Genomic DNA, 17,355 nt, shown 5'->3' with positions numbered 1-17,355 from the left:
CTATGACTTGGATTACGCGTTTATGTTCCGCAGGTCAGCTTTTTGTGCAAGAGATGTAAAGAGCCGTGTAATTCGTCATGCAAACGTCCTATATTCTGTGCCTGCATGAGCATTGCTTAGCAGTTTTCAGATGATCCCGAATGGTTCCGAAGGCCGGCCAGTCCGCGTCAGAGAGATCCTTGATGATCCAGATCCATCCTCCATTCCTAAGATCAGCGAGAACCCCATGACTGAATTGACCCAAGAGCAACGCCACGAACAAGCGCTGGAAAAATACCTTCTGGATGTGCCGGACTTGAAGGAAGAGATCAAGGACTTGAGTCCCGATGATCAGAAAGACCAGATCCAGTGGGCCTTCGAAGACGAAGCCGAAGCGCAGGGCTTGCAGCCTTGGGAGCTGACCCTCAAGTACACCAGCACGCCGGAAGAGTTCGAAGCGCAGCGCCTCGTACTGCACAAGGAAGCGGCTGAAGTCTTGGGTGTCGAGTGGGATGAGTACTGCGAGATGAATAATCTCGTCGTTTAAAAGCAGCTACAAGTTTCAAGCTGCAAGCTACAAGTAAAAGCACAATCGCTCAGCTTGCAGCTTGCAGCTTGCAGCTTGCAGCTTGCAGCTTGCAGCTTGCAGCTCAGAGACTGAGTCGCATCGACAGATCCACCGCTTTGACATCCTTGGTCATCGCGCCAATCGAGATGTAATCCACGCCCGTTTCGGCGATCGGCAGCAGCGTGCTTTCGTTGATGCCGCCGCTGGCTTCCAGTTTCGCTTTGCCGGCGGTCAGGCGTACCGCTTCGCGCATGTCGTCCAGACTCAGTTCGTCGAGCATGATGATATCGGCGCCGGCTTCCAGCGCCTGCTGCAACTCCTCAAGGCTTTCCACTTCGATCTCCACCGGTTTGCCCGGGGCGATCTTGTGCGCGGCGGCCACGGCTTCAGCGATGCCACCGCTGGCGGCGATGTGGTTTTCCTTGATCAGGAAGGCGTCGTACAGACCGATCCGGTGGTTGTGGCAGCCGCCGCAGGTCACCGCGTATTTCTGCGCCAGGCGCAGGCCCGGCAGGGTCTTGCGGGTGTCGAGCAACTTGACCTGCGTCGCGCCGACGAAGTCCGCCAGGTACTGCGCGCGCGTCGCCACGCCGGACAGCAACTGCAGGAAGTTCAACGCGCTGCGTTCACCTGTCAGCAGTGAGCGAGCCGGGCCTTCCAGGTGGAACAGCGGCTGATTGGCCTTGACCCGCTGGCCGTCGACCACTTGCCAATGCACCGCCACACGCGGATCGAGCTGGCGAAACACCGCATCGACCCACGCGGTGCCGCAGATGACGGCGTCGTCACGGGTGATGATGGTGGCTTTGGCCAGGCGTTCGGCCGGGATCAGTTGCGCGGTGATGTCGCCGCTGCCGACGTCTTCAAGCAACGCACGGCGCACGTTGTTTTCGATTTCGGCGGTCAGATCGGCGAGACGTAGATTCGGCATAACGGACTCCACAAACAAAGTGATTCGATTATAGGGGCAGGGCGCGAGCCAACCCAAGGCGAGAACGCGCGTGCCTGCCTGCATCTGGTCGATTTTCTCAGCCGAGTGCGGGGTTCGTGGCGTATAGGGGAAACCCTGAGGCCTATAGCATCGCCGCCATCTTTTGCCAGATAATCCGCCTTGTATTTGACGTCATGGCTTTGACGAACGACTCTGCGAGAGGCGGTGTCAAAGCGACGAACCGAATCACTGTTCCAGGAGGCTTGGATGCGTAACGACGGGAAAGTGGTGCCTCTGCACCGGGCGACTGCCGATGTGGCGGAGCACTCGCCGCTTGCCCGCCTGCCGGTGATTCTGCTGCAGGTTCGCGACAAGGCTGCGCAGCAGCTGCGCCACGATCTGCAGGAACTGTTCGATAACGCCGACGACACGCTGTTCGAAATGGCCGACCGGGCGCGCAACGACGTCGATCAGAACATCTTTTTCGAAGCCATGCGCGACTTGCGCCTCAAGCGCAAGAACATCGAGCGCGGCTTTCTCGAGCTGTTTTTCGAAGCCTTCGCCGGTCTCACTCAATACGACCCTGCCGCCATTACCTTGCCACGCACGCTGGTGGTCGAAGATGCGGCGCCGCGCACCGATGCCATGGAACGCACCGTCGCCGTGCAGACCATGGTCAGCCGCGTGCTCAAGCGCGACGGCTTCGCCCTCGATCAACTGACCGCGCGGTTCAGCTCGATGCTCGGCAAGCGTCTCGACGATCAGCACAATCCGCTGAGTCCGGCGATGCTCTGCGAATATTTCCTGCAGGCCGGGCGTAATCTTGGCGTCGAGATCAAGGTCAAGCTGATCCTGCTCAAGCTGTTCGAACGCTACGTGCTGGCCGACACCGAACAGCTGTATGCCGAGGCCAATCAGTTGCTGCTCGCCACCGGCGTATTGCCGCATCTGAAACCGGCCACAACGCGGCGTCCTGTTGAACGTGGGGAAGGCGACCCGTTCGTTGAAGAACTCGACGCGCCGCCGCCAGCGGACGAAGGCGTCGAGGAAGTATTTGCCGCGCTGCAGCAACTGCTCGCTCACGTGCGCGGCCGTGTCACCCCGACACTGGAGCCCGGCGCTCCGGCGCATCCGATCAACACCCGCGACCTGCTGCGGTTGTTGTCGCACTTGCAGCAATACGTACCGGCGCTGGAGGCTCAGGAAGATTTCGATCTGCGTCATCAGCTCGAACAGCTGCTGACCCGGGTCAGCGTCAGAAGTGGCCGCTCCCGCGTCGTCGCGACTGCCGATGAAGATGTGATCAACCTGATCGCCATGGTCTTCGACTGCATCCTCGAGGATCGCAACGTGCCCGACGCGCTCAAGGCACTGATCGCCCGATTGCAGATTCCGATGCTCAAGGTCGCCGTACTGGACAAGAGTTTCTTCAGCCGCAGCACCCATCCGGCGCGGCGCCTGCTCAATGAAATCGCCGAGGCCGCAATGGGCTGGAGCGATTGCGACGGTGCTGAGCGGGACAGCCTCTACGTGCGCATAGAGCAAGTGGTGCAGCGCTTGCTGAGCGAGTTCGTCGACGACCCGGCGATCTTCTCCGAACTGCTTGCCGATTTCCTCGCCTTCACCCAGGACGAACGCCGCCGCACCGAACTGCTCGAACAACGCCTGCGCGATGCCGAGGAAGGTCGGGCGAAAGCCGAGCTGGCTCAGCGTCGCGTAGCGCAGGCGCTGCAGCAGGCGTTGTCGGGCAAAGTGCTGCCGGCCTCGGTGGTCGGTTTCGTTCAGCAGGCCTGGAGCAACGTGCTGTTGCTGACCTGTCTGAAGCATGGCGATCAGTCCGCCGAATGGCACGCCGACGTGCAGACCATGGAACAGTTGATCTGGAGTGTGCAACGCCATGACGACGGCGAATCCAGCCTGCGGCTGTTGGCACTGGTGCCCGGCTTGCTCAAGTCGCTGCGCGATGGCCTGAGCAGCACGGCGTTCGACCCGTTTGCCACCAGCGAATTCTTCAGTGAACTGGAGGTGCTGCACGTGCGCGTGCTGGAACGCTCCGACGACGCCGATCACAGCCTGATCGAAGTCACGCCGCAGCTCTTGCAGCACAGCGCCGACCTGGCTGATGCCGCCACGCCATCGCCGCGCCCGGCGCAAGACGATGCCGGCCTGTGTCAGGTCGAGCAGTTGCGTGTGGGCAACTGGGTGGTGTTCGACGAGAACGACGAGCAGACCTTGCGTTGCAAGCTCGCGGCGATCATCGATGAGACCGGCAAGTACGTTTTCGTCGACCGCACCGGCATGAAAGTACTGGAGCGCGATCGCACCGATCTGGCCATGGCGTTCAGCCGTGGTGGCGCCCGCGCGCTGGAGGACACTTTGCTGTTCGACCGCGCACTGGAAACGGTGCTGGGCGACCTGCGGCGACTCAATCGCGGCAAGTGATCGCGCGGCGAGGGCGGATCGCGGCATACTGGGCGCCCACATGGTCGGCGTTGAAGGAATCGGTATGCAGTTGGATCCCGCGAGCGGGTGGTGTCATGGCGTGCAGATCTGCCCGTCACCCAACTTCAATGAGCGCCCGGCGGGCGAAGTGTCCCTGTTGGTCATCCACAACATCAGCCTGCCGCCGGCGCAATTCGCCACGGGCAAGGTGCAGGAATTTTTCCAGAATCGTCTGGATGTCACCGAACACCCGTACTTTGCAGGCATCGCTGACCTGCGCGTCTCGGCGCATTTTCTGATCGAACGTGACGGCAAGGTCACCCAGTTTGTCTCCTGTCTGGAGCGGGCGTGGCATGCCGGCGTTTCGCTGTTCGAAGGTCGTGAAACCTGTAACGATTTTTCCGTGGGCATCGAGCTGGAAGGCACCGATGATCTGCCGTTCACCGACGAACAATATCGCTCGCTGATTGCGCTGACCCGGCAGTTGCAGGAGCGTTTTCCAGCGATCACCGATCAGCGCATCTGCGGCCACAGCGATATCGCGCCGGGGCGCAAGACCGATCCGGGACCGGCATTCGACTGGGCACGCTACCGCGCGGCCCTGGCAAAAGAGGAAGGACAATGAGTTTTCTGGTGTTACTGCTGGCGCTGTGGATCGAGAAGTTTTCGGCCCTGCGCCATCGGCTTCAACGCGATGGCGGATGGATCCGCGAACTGCACAAACTCGAAGCCGGTGAGCGGATGGCGAAACAACCGTGGCTGGTGCTGACGATACTGGTGCTGTTCCCGGTGGCATTGCTGGCGCTGTTGTTGCTGGTGCTGGAGCCGGTGGCGTACGGTTTGCTGGCGCTGCCGGTGCATTTGCTGGTGGTGATTTACAGCCTCGGACGCGGCGATCTGCTCGGCGGCCTCGGGCCGTTCCGCGATGCCTGGCGCCGTGAGGACCTGCAAGCGGCGGCGCACGTGGCCAAGCGCGACCTGAACATCTGCGCCGACAGCGGCGAGCAATTGCTCGAGCGGGTGCAAGGGCATCTGCTGTGGCAGGCCTATCAGAGTTTCTTCGCGGTGATCTTCTGGTACTTCCTCCTTGGTCCGGTGGCGGCATTGGCCTATCGCTTGCTGGCGCTGGCCGAAGAGCACGGCAACAATCCGGCGCTGGTCGAGCGGGCTGCGCAGTTGCGTCACGCCTTCGATTGGGTACCGGTGCGTTTGCTGGCGGCAAGTCTGGCCCTGGTCGGCAACTTCGTCGCGGTCAGCCGAGTGATGCTGCATGAGCTGCTCAACTGGAACATCAGCGCTGCACAGTTGATCAACAAGGTCGGCCTGGCCGCCGGGGAAATCCCGCCGCCAGCGGTCGGCCCGGACGGCATCAACACCCTCGACTGCCTGTGGGAACTGCTGCTGCGCGCGGCAGTGCTGTGGTATGCCGGGTTTGCCTTGTGGACTGTTCTGGTTCACTGACGATCTGAAATGAACATATTGTGGCGAGGGAGCTTGCTCCCGCTGGGTGGCGAAGCCGCCCTCGCTGTTCGTCACCTGCAACGCTTTTGTCTGATTGGCGACTGCTACGCAGCCGAGCGGGAGCAAGCTCCCTCGCCACAGTGGTCTGTTGCTGGTCCTTGCGTTGTTAACCTTAAGTTACAAAACCCCCCGCCGATTTGCGCTATACAGAGTTAGCGCCCGATAGTGGCTATCTGCTGTCGCCCCGCGCCTGCCAATAAAAACAAGAAAAACCAAGGGAGACTTCCAGTGAAGAGCTTGCTCTATCCCGCCGTCTCGCTGATGAACCGTCTGAGCTTCGGCATGAAGTTTAGCCTGATCAGCGTGCTGTTCCTGGTGCCGATGCTGGTGACCAATTTCTATCTGGTGCGCGACTCCTATCGCGAATTTCAGGGCACCCGCGTCGAACTGCAAAGCCTCGACCTGCTGGGCAGCAGCCTGAGCCTGCGTCGCGATCTGGAAACCCTGAACAATCTGGTGCAGATCGACGTCACCCTCGGCCAGTCCGGCAAGGCGGGCAATGTCGAAGCGCAGATCCAGACCTTGGAGCAGGCCGTGCTTGCGCGCCTCGAAGGGCTGACGGCGATGACCGAAGACCCCGAGCAGATCAGGCAATTCGAAGCCAAGCGCGATGAAATGATCGCCGCGTTCAAAGCCCAACAAGCGGAAAGCTCGCTGCAAAGCAAAAGCGCGTTGATCGGCAAGTTGCTGGCCAGTGCGCAGATTTTCAGCCAGATCATCACCAGTCAGGCCGGGCTGAGCCGCGATAATCAGAGTGATATCCGCCAGCTCAGCGAACTGGTCACGCTGATCACCCCGAGCGTCACGCAGACGCTCGGCGAAGGCCGGGCGATGGGTTCGTATTCGTTGGGCCAGGGCTTTCTAAACAGTTCTTCGAGTACACGTTTTGACGAGTTGCTGGTGCAGATCGAAAAACTCCAGGCTGAGTACGCCCTGAAGCTGCAAGACGCCCTCGGTTCCAGCAGCGCTGCCCGTGAATCCCTCAGCGCCCAGGCCGACAGCAGCAAGGCCTCGCTCAAGCAGGCCAGCGAATTGTTCGAAGAACAAGTGGTGATGGCCGACACCCTCGATGCGCCGTGGCAGGGGTTTTACGATCAGGTCACCGGCCTGATGGAACACACCTATCAGCTGAATCAAGCCACGCTGAAATTTCTCGACAGCCAGTTGCAGCAACGTCTGGCGCAGAACCGCATGCACATGGTTCTGCAAGCCTCGGCGCTGTCGGTGGTGTTCGTGCTGATTTTCTATCTTTACGGCGGTTTCTACGCCTCGACCCGCACCACCCTGAAAAGCCTCGGGGCGATGATGGATAGAGTTGCGGCCGGTGACATGACCGTCAACTTCAAGGCCAGCAGCCGCGATGAACTGGGCGAATTGGGCGAGGTGTTCAACGGCACGGTGAAGAAGATTCACGACCTGATCGAACGCGTTGGCCACACCGTCGGCGAAGTCGAGCGTCAGGCCGGGCAAGTGGAGAGCGTGTCGGCGCAGAGTAATCAGGCTGTCGCCGGGCAGCGTACGCAAATCGAACAAGTGGCGACGGCGATGAACCAGATGTCGGCGACCTCAATGGAAGTTGCCCGCAGTGCTGCGGCAGCGGTGAGCAGCGCCCACAGCGTCAACGACGAAACCCTGAGCGGGCGCGGTCTGGTGGAATCGCAGCAGGGCAGCATTGCCGCGCTGGCCAGCGAGATTGATCAGTCGGTGCTGGTGATCAATCAACTGGCCACTGACAGCCAGTCCATCAGCCGTGTGCTTGAGGTGATCAAGAGCATCGCCGAGCAGACCAACCTGCTGGCGCTCAACGCCGCCATTGAAGCGGCCCGGGCCGGCGAGCAGGGGCGCGGCTTTGCAGTCGTGGCTGACGAAGTGCGCACCCTGGCCAAACGCACTCAGCAATCGACCGAGGAGATCGAGCAGATGATCGCCAAACTGCATGGCGGCGTCGGCGCGGCGGTGAAGGCCATGGGCGTCAGCCATCAGATGGCCAATGGCACGGTCGGGCAGTCGGAGAAGGTCCAGCAAGCGCTGGAAAATATTCTCGGCGCGGTGGGCATGATCGTCGACCAGAACCAGCAGATCGCCGCTGCCGTGGAACAGCAAACCGCCGTGGCTCATGACATCGATCAGAACATCGTCGAGATCAACCGCGCCGGCGAACGCACGGCGCAAGGTGCACACCAGACCGAAGATGCCAGCCGCGCGCTGTCGGCGCAGGTGGTTGAACTCAAACAACTGATCAGCGCATTTCGCGTCTGAAAGGCTGGTGCCGGATCAAAAATGTGGGAGCGAGCCTGCTCGCGAAGGCGGTGGGGCAGGCACTGACGATCTCACTGACAGATCGCTTTCGCGAGCAGGCTCGCTCCCACAGGGGATAGCGGTGTTACCAGCCGAAGACTTCGCAGCAGTTGGTGGTGCTGACGTTGGCGAGTTGTTCATGGGTGATATTCATCAGCTCGGCCAGCGCCGCGCAAATCGCCGGCAGATGCGCCGGGCTGTTGCGCTGGCCGGGGAACATGGCGGGGGCCATGTCCGGTGAGTCGGTTTCCAGCACCACCGAGTGCAGCGGCAGTTCCGGCAGAACCCGATGCATGCGCAATGCCTGCGGCCAGGTCGGTGCACCGCCAAGACCCAGTTTGTAACCGAGCTTGATGTATTCCCGCGCTTCTTCGCGGCTGCCGGCGAAGGCGTGGATGATGCCGGTGCGTTTGAGCTTGAAGCGTTTGAGCGTGGCGATCACCGCCGCATGGCTGCGGCGAACGTGGATCAGCGCCGGCAAGTCGAAATCCGCCGCCAGTTGCAGTTGCGCATCGAACAACGCTTGCTGGCGCTCGCGGTCGAGGGTTTCGATGAAATAATCCAGACCGATCTCGCCCACCGCACACAACTGCCGATGCCCGCGCAGGCGCGTCAGCCAGTCACCCAATGCGTGCAAATCCTCGGGGCGATGCTGATCGAGGAACACCGGATGCAGACCGAACGCCGCATACAGGTCGGCATCGCTCTGCACCAGGTCCCACACCCGTTGCCAGTTGCCCTGATGCACGCCGAGCACGACCATGCGCCGCACCCCGAGGGCGCGGCTTTCGGCCAGCAGCGCCGCGCGATCGGCGTCGAAGTCGGGAAAGTCGAGATGGGTGTGACTGTCGATCAGCTCCACGCTTCAGTCCCGATGAATACGCTGCTTGAAGGTCCGCGCAATGGCTTGCACGCCCGGCTGGTAATCGTCCTGCTCGACGGCGGCCAGGGCCAGTTCCAGGGCCTTGTCGGCGATCAACTGGTGTTGCTGGGACATGGCGTTGACCGGCAGCGGCAGGAAATCCAGCAGTTGCGTGTCGCCAAAAGTGCCGAGGCGCAGCGGCCGCGATTTCAGCGGGAAATCATGCAGCGCATCGAACACGCCCTGCAGCAGCACGTAAGAAGTGGTCACCAGCGCGTCAGGCAAATGCCCCAGGCGCTGCAGGAGCTCTTCCATCAATTGCTTGCCGCACTCGCGGCTGAACGACTCGGCGTGCTCGATCAGCACCTCGCCTTGGAAATCTTTGAGCGCTTCGCGGAAACCGGCAGCACGTTCCTGGCTGATGCTCAATTCCGGACGGGCGCCGAGCAGCACGATCTGCTTGGGCTGTGGATCGAGCAGGCTCTGGGTCAGGTGCAGGCTGGCCTCGCGGTCGTCGCTGATCACCGAGCAGAAATGCTCCGGTTCCATGACCCGGTCGATGGCGATGATCGGCAGACCCTTGGCCTGCAACTGGCGATAGCTGTCATCACCAGCGGGCAGGCAACTGGCGACGATCAGCGCGTCGCAACGCCGGGCGCGGAACAGTTGCAGGAGCTGGCGTTCGCTGTCCGGCGCATCGTCGGAGCTGGCGATCAGCAATTGATAACCGCGCGCCCGGGCGCCTTGTTCGAGCAACTTGGCGATCCGCGCGTAACTGGGGTTTTCCAGATCCGGCAGGATAAAGCCCAGGGTGCGCGTGTGCCGACTGCGCAGGCCGGCCGCTTGCGGATTGGGCGTAAAGCCGTGCAGATCGACCACCGCGCGCACGCGCTCAACGGTCGCGTTGCTGATGCGTTGCTGTTCGGCCTTGCCGTTGATGACGTAGCTGGCGGTGGTGACGGAGACGCCGGCCAACCGCGCGATATCACTGAGTTTCAACCCGGTATTTCCTTGTTTTTTCGAGCATGCCGCGACATTTTCGCCAATCCTACCCGATAAGGGCAGCCGACTTATTGCCTAGGCAGATCCGACCAGTTGGACTTCAAGGATGAGACATTATCGAGTAACGTGCCGATCAATCTAGATTAAACGTTTCAGCAAGCGTATTTTCTACGTTTTAGACGCCTTTGGCCGGTCCTGCCGTGAAACCGCCAAAACTGCCGCTGAAAAGCGCGGCAGAGCGCCTAAGCTGTGAACCATTCAAAACAATACCTGGCGTTGAACTGCGCCAAAAAGGAGATCGCATGCTCGAGCTCACTATAGAGCAGATATCCATGGGCCAGTCGGCCGTGGATAAACCCGCCGCCCTGCAATTGCTCGCCAGTCATCTGGTCGCCGACGGTCTGGTGGCCGACGGCTACCTCGCCGGCCTGCAGGCTCGGGAAGCCCAGGGCTCGACCTTTCTCGGTCAAGGTATCGCCATTCCCCACGGCACCCCGGAAACCCGCGATCAGGTATTCGCCACCGGCGTGCGCCTGATGCAGTTTCCTGACGGCGTCGACTGGGGCGATGGCCAGATCGTCTATCTGGCGATCGGCATCGCGGCGAAATCCGACGAACACCTGCGTCTGCTGCAACTGTTGACCCGTGCCCTCGGTGAGACCGATCTGGGCCAGGCGTTGCGTCGCGCCAGCTCGCCCGAAGCGTTGCTGAAGTTGCTGCAAGGCGCGCCGCAGGAACTGGCGCTGGACGCACAGATGATCGGCCTCGGTGTGTCGGCCGACGATTTCGAAGAACTGGTCTGGCGCGGCGCGCGCCTGCTGCGTCAGGCCGACTGCGTGAGCAACGGCTTTGCCGGCGTGTTGCAGCAAGTCGAAGCGCTGCCATTGGGCGATGGTCTGTGGTGGCTGCACAGCGAGCAAACCGTGAAGCGTCCGGGGCTGGCGTTCGTCACCCCGGACAAACCGATGCGCTACCTTGGCCAGCCGCTCAGCGGTCTGTTCTGCCTGGCGAGCCTGGGCGAAGCGCATCAGGCATTGCTCGAACGTTTGTGCGCGTTGCTGATCGAAGGTCGCGGCCACGAACTGGGCCGCGCCACCAGCAGCCGCAAAGTCCTCGAAGTGTTGGGCGGTGAACTGCCTGCAGACTGGCCGAGCGCGCGTATTGCCCTGGCCAATGCCCACGGTTTGCATGCGCGCCCGGCGAAGATCCTCGCGCAACTGGCGAAAAGTTTTGATGGCGAAATTCGCGTGCGGATCGTCGACAGTCAGGACAGTGCCGTGTCGGTGAAGAGCCTGAGCAAACTGCTCAGCCTCGGCGCCCGGCGCGGTCAGGTGCTGGAGCTGATCGCCGAACCGAGCATTGCCGCCGATGCCTTGCCGGCCCTGCTCGCGGCGATTGAAGAAGGCCTCGGTGAAGAGGTCGAGCCGCTGCCGGCCGTAAGTCAGCAGCGCGAAGTGATCGCCGACATCGCCGAAGTGCTGGTCGCTCCGGCCTCCGGCAGCCTGTTGCAAGCGATCCCCGCCGCCCCGGGCATCGCCATCGGCCCGGCGCACATTCAGGTGCTGCAGGCCATCGATTACCCGTTGCGCGGCGAGTCGGCGGCGATCGAGCGCGAGCGCCTCAAGCAAGCGCTGAGCGACGTGCGCCGCGACATTCAGGGCTTGATCGAACGTAGCAAGGCCAAAGCAATCCGCGAGATTTTCATCACTCACCAGGAAATGCTCGACGACCCGGATCTGACTGACGAAGTCGACACCCGCCTCAAGCAAGGCGAAAGCGCTGAAGCGGCGTGGATGGCGGTGATCGAAGCCGCCGCCAAACAGCAGGAATCGCTGCAGGACGCTTTGCTCGCCGAGCGAGCCGCGGATCTGCGTGACATCGGTCGCCGGGTGCTGGCGCAGTTGTGTGGCGTGCAAACCGCGAATGAGCCGGAGCAGCCGTACATTCTGGTGATGGACGAAGTCGGCCCGTCCGATGTTGCGCGTCTGGATCCTGCACGGGTCGCGGGGATTCTCACCGCGCGCGGTGGTGCTACCGCGCACAGCGCCATCGTCGCCCGTGCCCTCGGAATTCCGGCATTGGTCGGCGCGGGTGCGGCGGTGTTGCTGCTCGAACCGGGCACGCCACTGTTGCTCGACGGTCAGCGTGGCCGTCTGCATGTCGACGCCGATGCCGCGACGCTGCAACGCGCCGCTGAGGAACGCGACACCCGCGAGCAACGCCTGAAAATCGCCGCCGAACAACGCCATCAACCGGCGCACACCACCGATGGTCATGCGGTCGAAGTGTTCGCCAACATCGGCGAAAGCGCAGGCGTGACCAGTGCGGTGGAGCAGGGCGCCGAAGGCATCGGTCTGCTGCGCACCGAACTGATTTTCATGGCCCACCCCCAGGCGCCGGACGAAGCCACGCAGGAGGCCGAGTACCGTCGCGTCCTCGACGGTCTCGCCGGGCGTCCGCTGGTGGTGCGTACACTTGACGTCGGCGGCGACAAACCGCTGCCATATTGGCCGATCGCCAAGGAAGAAAACCCGTTCCTCGGCGTGCGCGGCATTCGCCTGACCCTGCAGCGTCCGCAGATCATGGAAGCGCAACTGCGCGCGCTGCTGCGCTCGGCGGATAACCGCCCGCTGCGGATCATGTTCCCGATGGTCGGCAGCGTCGAAGAGTGGCGCCAGGCCCGCGACATGACCGAGCGTCTGCGCAAAGAGATTCCGGTCGCCGATCTGCAACTGGGGATCATGATCGAAGTGCCGTCGGCCGCATTGCTCGCGCCGGTGCTGGCCAAGGAAGTCGACTTCTTCAGCGTCGGCACCAACGACCTCACGCAATACACCCTGGCCATCGACCGTGGTCATCCGACCCTGTCCGCGCAAGCGGACGGCTTGCACCCGGCGGTGCTGCAACTGATCGACATCACCGTGCGCGCCGCCCATGCCCATGGCAAATGGGTGGGCGTCTGCGGCGAGCTGGCGGCCGATCCGCTGGCGGTGCCGGTGCTGGTCGGCCTCGGTGTCGACGAGCTCAGCGTGTCCGGTCGCAGCATTGCCGAAGTCAAGGCGCGCATCCGTGAACTCAGCCTGACCCAGGCGCAAACCCTCGCTCAACAGGCCCTGGCCGTGGGCAGCGCGAATGAAGTGCGCGCATTAGTGGAGGCCCTGTAATGGCCAAGATTCTCACCCTGACCCTCAACCCGGCACTCGACCTGACCGTCGAGCTGTCACGGCTGGATGCCGGTCAGGTCAATCGCAGCGACGAGATGCACACCCACGCTGCGGGCAAGGGCGTCAACGTTGCCCAAGTGCTGGCGGACCTTGGTCATCAGGTCACCGTCAGCGGCTTTCTCGGCGAAGACAATCTGCAAGCATTCGAAACCCTGTTCGCCAAGCGTGGTTTTGTCGACGCGTTCATCCGCGTGCCCGGCGAGACGCGTAGCAACATCAAGGTCGCCGAGCAGGACGGGCGCATCACCGACATCAACGGCCCGGGCCCGGTGGTCGATGCAGATGCGCAGCAAGCGTTGCTTGATCGCCTGCTGCAGATCGCGCCGGGGCACGATGCGGTAGTGGTCGCCGGCAGTTTGCCGCGCGGCGTCACTGCGCAGTGGTTGCGCGAGCTGATCGACAAGCTCAATGCACTCGGCTTGAAAGTCGCCCTCGATTCCAGCGGTGAAGCCCTGCGCGCCGCGTTGCAGGCAAGCCCCTGGCTGATCAAACCGAACACCGAAGAACTGGCCCACGCACTCGGCTGCGAAGTGGTCTCGCCAATCGCTGAAGCACAAGCCGCGGCACGCTTGCATGCGCAAGGTATCGAGCACGTGGTGATCTCCCACGGCGCTGACGGCGTGAACTGGTTCAGTGTCGGCTCGGCCCTGCATGCCTCGCCGCCAAAGGTCAGCGTGGCCAGCACGGTCGGTGCCGGCGATTCATTGCTCGCCGGCATGCTCCACGGTCTGCTCAGCGCCGACACCCCCGAACAAACCCTGCGCACCGCCACCGCGATTGCGGCGATGGCGGTGACCCAGATCGGTTTTGGCATCAACGACCCTGCGCAACTGGCGCAGCTCGAACAGGGCGTGCGCGTGCGTCCCCTGACAGAACAATAAGAGGGTTTGTCATGAAGTTAGCCATTGTTACGGCTTGCCCGAACGGCATGGTCACCAGTGTCCTGTGCGCGCGTCTGCTCGATGCAGCGGCGCAGCGCCAGGGCTGGAGCACCAGCGTCGAAGTGGTCGATCCGGCGCACCCGGAACGCGAATTGTCGGCAGCGACCATCGAAGCCGCCGAGTGGGTTTTGCTGGTTGCCACCGGCGCGGTGGACATGAGTCGGTTTGTCGGCAAGCGCGTGTTCCAGATTGCTCCGGCGCAGGCCTTGCAGGATGTTGAAGCGGTGTTGCGTCGCGGTGCTGAAGAAGCCGAAGTCTTCGTGGCGGGCGAAGTCGAACCAGCGATCGATACAGCGCGTGCGCCGCGCATCGTTGCTATCACCGCGTGCCCGACCGGTGTCGCCCACACCTTCATGGCCGCCGAAGCGTTGCAGCAGACTGCCAAGCGTCTGGGCTATGAATTGCAGGTCGAAACCCAAGGCTCGGTGGGCGCGAAAACCCCGCTCAGCGCAACGGCCATCGCCGAGGCCGATGTGGTCCTGCTGGCGGCGGATATCGACGTCGCCACCGAGCGTTTCGCCGGCAAGAAAATCTATCGCTGCGGCACTGGCGTTGCGCTGAAGCAGTCCGAAGCGACGCTGAAAAAAGCCTTGGCTGAAGGCGCTGTAGAAAGTGCGGCAAGCGACGGCAAGGCTCCGGCCAAGTCCGAGAAAACCGGCGTCTACAAGCACCTGCTCACGGGTGTGTCGTACATGCTGCCGATGGTGGTGGCGGGTGGTTTGCTGATTGCGTTGTCATTCGTGTTCGGCATCACCGCGTACAAGGAAGAAGGCACGCTGGCGGCAGCGCTGATGCAGATCGGTGGCGAAACCGCGTTCAAGCTGATGGTGCCGCTGTTGGCCGGGTACATCGCCTACTCGATCGCCGACCGCCCGGGCCTTGCGCCGGGGATGATCGGCGGTCTACTCGCAGGCACCTTGGGCGCCGGGTTCATCGGCGGGATCATTGCCGGTTTCATTGCCGGTTATGCCGCCAAAGCCATCGCCCGCTATGTGACATTGCCGCAGAGCCTGGAGGCGTTGAAGCCGATTCTGATCATCCCGTTGCTGGCCAGTCTGGTCACCGGTCTGGTGATGATTTACGTGGTCGGCAAACCGGTCGCCGGCATGCTCGCCGCGCTGACGCAGTTCCTCGACAGCATGGGCACCACCAACGCAATTCTGCTCGGCGTGTTGCTCGGCGGCATGATGTGCGTCGACCTCGGCGGGCCGATCAACAAGGCTGCCTATGCGTTTTCGGTGGGGCTGCTGGCCTCGCAGAGTTACGCACCGATGGCCGCGACCATGGCGGCGGGCATGGTGCCGCCGATTGGCCTGGGCATCGCCACGTTCATTGCCCGGCGCAAGTTTGCCCAGACTGAACGTGAGGCCGGCAAAGCGGCTTTCGTGCTCGGCCTGTGCTTCATCTCCGAAGGGGCGATACCGTTTGCGGCGAAAGACCCGCTGCGGGTGATCCCGGCGAGCATCGCTGGCGGTGCGCTGACCGGTGCTTTGTCGATGTACTTCGGCTGCAAGCTGATGGCGCCGCACGGTGGCTTGTTTGTGCTGGCGATCCCGAATGCGATCAACCATGCGCTGCTGTATCTGCTGGCGATTGTCGCGGGGAGCCTGGTCACGGCGGTGGTGTATGCGCTGCTCAAAAGGCCTGAGGCTGTCGAGCTGGCAGTTGACCCCGTTAACGCCTGACAACGCGATCCCCTTGTAGGAGTGAGCCTGCTCGCGATAGCGATGTGTCAGTGAGTGTTGAAGTTACTGACCCACCGCAATCGCGAGCAGGCTCACTCCTACATTTGAATTGCTGTGTGGCCAATGTCATAGCGGGTTCATACACCCGTGTTTAAGTTTTCCCTTTTGCAGGGAGAACACCATGAGCGATTTCAATCTCGGCCGGCGTCGCGTCATGCAAGCGGTTGGCGCCGGGCTGTTGCTGCCGGGGCTGGCGCCGGCGGTGATTGCCTCGGTCAAGGATCGTCCGCAGCTCACCGACGGCGTGCAGTCCGGCGACCTGCTCGGCGACCGCGCGATGATCTGGAGCCGCAGCGATCGCCCGGCGCGCATGGTGGTCGAGTGGGACACCGGCAGCCTGTTCAGCAACCCGCGCAAATTCGTCTCGCCGTTGGCCGATGCGCGCAGTGATTTCACCGCCCGCGTTGAACTCACCGGCCTGCCGGCCAACCAGGCAATCTTCTATCGCGTGCACTTCGAAGACGCCCAGACTGGCGTGGCCAGCGAACCGTGGTTCGGTCATCTGCGCAGCGTGCCGACGGCCAGGCGTGACATCCGTTTTGTCTGGAGCGGCGACACCGTCGGCCAGGGCTTCGGCATCAACCCGGACATCGGCGGCATGCGCATCTACGAAGCCATGCGCCTGCGCCTGCCGGACTTCTTTATCCACAGCGGCGATACCATCTACGCCGACGGCCCGGTGCCTGCGCAACTGACCACCGAGAGTGGCCGCGTCTGGCGCAATATCACCACCGAAGCCAAGAGCAAAGTCGCGCAGACTCTCGACGACTATCGCGGTAACTATCGCTATAACCTGATGGACGAAAACATCCGCCGCTTCAACGCCGAAGTGCCGCAGATCTGGCAGTGGGACGATCACGAAGTGGTCAACAACTGGTCACCAGGCAAACAACTGGATGAGCGCTATCAGGAGAAAGATATCCACAAGCTGGTGGGGCGCGCGCGGCAAGCATGGCTGGAATATGCGCCGATGCGCTTACGGGCGGCGGACGGTGGCGGGCGGATCTATCGCAAGCTCGGTTACGGGCCGATGCTCGATGTATTCGTGCTGGATATGCGCAGTTATCGCGAAGCCAATGATGACAATCTTGGCGCGGCCAAACCTTTTCTCGGGCGCGAGCAACTGGACTGGCTCAAGCGCGAATTAAAGGCATCGAAGGCGCAGTGGAAGGTGATCGCGGCGGACATGCCCATCGGCCTTGGCGTCCCGGACGGCGAGGTCAGCCCGGGCGTTGCGCGTTGGGAAGCCGTGGCCAACGGCGACCCGGGACCTGCGCAGGGCCGCGAAGTGGAAATCGCCGAATTGCTCGGATTCCTGCGCGCGCAGCAGGTGCGCAATTTCGTGTTTTTGACGGCGGATGTGCACTACTGCGCGGCGCATCACTATCACCCGGACCGCGCGGCGTTTCAGGATTTCGAACCGTTCTGGGAATTCGTCGCCGGGCCGCTGAATGCCGGCAGTTTCGGGCCGAATCCGTTGGACAAGACGTTCGGCCCGGAGGTGGTGTTCGAGAAAGCGCCGCCTGCGCAGAACACCTCGCCGTTTGCCGGGTTTCAGTTTTTTGGTGAGGTGAATATCGAAGGGCAGAGCGGCGAGATGAGTGTGGTGTTGCGGGATCTGGATGGCGTGGCGGTGTTTGAGCAGAAGTTGCAGCCTGTTTAATTACTCCAGATCAAAAGCCCCTCACCCCAGCCCTCTCCCGGAGGGAGAGGGGGCCAACCGAGGTGTCTTGCGTCATACATCGACCTGGGAGAGCGAGGCGATTATGGATGAGAAAACTTCCCTCGTTTCGGCTCTTGGCTTTGGATTCCGTGGAGGACGTTCAGGTCGGCGTCGATCTC

Annotated in this window: 12 protein-coding genes and 1 pseudogene; 10 read left to right on the top strand and 3 right to left on the bottom strand. The window is 62.3% G+C overall.

What is annotated here, in order from left to right:
* Positions 1-226: 226 nt before the first annotated feature.
* Positions 227-526, top strand: coding sequence for a DUF6388 family protein (locus QRN33_RS12645; protein ID WP_042608866.1), 300 nt, complete (start codon positions 227-229; stop codon positions 524-526).
* Between the two features lie 103 nt (positions 527-629).
* Here QRN33_RS12645 and nadC read toward each other — a convergent pair whose 3' ends face one another.
* Positions 630-1,478 (bottom strand): carboxylating nicotinate-nucleotide diphosphorylase, encoded by an 849-nt coding sequence (nadC, locus tag QRN33_RS12640; RefSeq protein WP_064364496.1) that lies wholly within the window; start codon positions 1,476-1,478, stop codon positions 630-632.
* A 267-nt stretch (positions 1,479-1,745) separates the two neighbouring features.
* Here nadC and QRN33_RS12635 point away from each other — a divergent pair, with 267 nt between their 5' ends.
* The 5 genes and pseudogenes from QRN33_RS12635 (at position 1,746) to QRN33_RS26720 (ending at position 7,700) form a co-directional block, all read left to right on the top strand.
* A complete protein-coding gene (locus QRN33_RS12635; protein WP_285408838.1) occupies positions 1,746-3,920 on the top strand; it encodes a DUF1631 domain-containing protein in 2,175 nt (724 codons plus the stop codon).
* 64 nt (positions 3,921-3,984) lie between these two features.
* A complete protein-coding gene (gene ampD, locus QRN33_RS12630; protein ID WP_042608869.1) occupies positions 3,985-4,545 on the top strand; it encodes a 1,6-anhydro-N-acetylmuramyl-L-alanine amidase AmpD in 561 nt (186 codons plus the stop codon).
* Positions 4,542-5,381 carry a regulatory signaling modulator protein AmpE gene (gene ampE, locus QRN33_RS12625; protein ID WP_285408837.1) on the top strand — a complete coding sequence of 280 codons (840 nt, stop codon included), beginning with the start codon at positions 4,542-4,544 and terminating at the stop codon, positions 5,379-5,381. Before ampD ends, ampE begins: the two co-directional genes overlap by 4 nt.
* Before the next feature lie 321 nt (positions 5,382-5,702).
* A pseudogene (locus tag QRN33_RS26725) lies at positions 5,703-6,794 on the top strand (methyl-accepting chemotaxis protein); the annotation flags it as partial.
* On the top strand, positions 6,771-7,700 hold the full coding sequence (locus QRN33_RS26720) for a methyl-accepting chemotaxis protein (RefSeq protein WP_502944977.1): 930 nt from the start codon (positions 6,771-6,773) through the stop codon (positions 7,698-7,700). The pseudogene QRN33_RS26725 and the gene QRN33_RS26720, both read left to right, overlap by 24 nt.
* A gap of 124 nt (positions 7,701-7,824) precedes the next feature.
* On the opposite strand, the gene QRN33_RS12615 is transcribed toward QRN33_RS26720, so the two are convergent.
* Both QRN33_RS12615 and cra read right to left on the bottom strand, forming a co-directional pair.
* Positions 7,825-8,601, bottom strand: a complete 777-nt coding sequence (locus QRN33_RS12615) for a TatD family hydrolase (RefSeq protein WP_285408835.1) — start codon at positions 8,599-8,601, stop codon at positions 7,825-7,827.
* A 3-nt stretch (positions 8,602-8,604) separates the two neighbouring features.
* Positions 8,605-9,600: a catabolite repressor/activator gene (gene cra, locus QRN33_RS12610; RefSeq protein ID WP_042608873.1), complete on the bottom strand. Its 996-nt coding sequence runs from the start codon at positions 9,598-9,600 to the stop codon at positions 8,605-8,607.
* 305 nt (positions 9,601-9,905) lie between these two features.
* On the opposite strand from cra, the gene ptsP reads away from it, so the two are divergent.
* From ptsP to QRN33_RS12590, 4 genes are all read left to right on the top strand, one after another.
* Complete coding sequence (gene ptsP / locus QRN33_RS12605) at positions 9,906-12,767, top strand: phosphoenolpyruvate--protein phosphotransferase (RefSeq protein WP_083354206.1); 2,862 nt, start codon at positions 9,906-9,908, stop codon at positions 12,765-12,767.
* Positions 12,767-13,708: a 1-phosphofructokinase gene (gene pfkB, locus QRN33_RS12600; protein WP_123418233.1), complete on the top strand. Its 942-nt coding sequence runs from the start codon at positions 12,767-12,769 to the stop codon at positions 13,706-13,708. Before ptsP ends, pfkB begins: the two co-directional genes overlap by 1 nt.
* Positions 13,709-13,719: 11 nt before the next feature.
* Positions 13,720-15,453, top strand: coding sequence for a PTS fructose-like transporter subunit IIB (locus QRN33_RS12595; RefSeq protein ID WP_285408834.1), 1,734 nt, complete (start codon positions 13,720-13,722; stop codon positions 15,451-15,453).
* Between the two features lie 181 nt (positions 15,454-15,634).
* Positions 15,635-17,176: an alkaline phosphatase D family protein gene (locus QRN33_RS12590; protein ID WP_285408833.1), complete on the top strand. Its 1,542-nt coding sequence runs from the start codon at positions 15,635-15,637 to the stop codon at positions 17,174-17,176.
* Positions 17,177-17,355 lie beyond the last annotated feature (179 nt).

Origin of the sequence: Pseudomonas sp. FR229a (assembly GCF_030209115.1) — a bacterium.
Taxonomy (GTDB): domain Bacteria; phylum Pseudomonadota; class Gammaproteobacteria; order Pseudomonadales; family Pseudomonadaceae; genus Aquipseudomonas; species Aquipseudomonas moraviensis_A.
The sequence above is the reverse complement of the archived record's forward strand: the minus strand, read 5'-3'. Positions and strand labels throughout refer to the sequence as shown.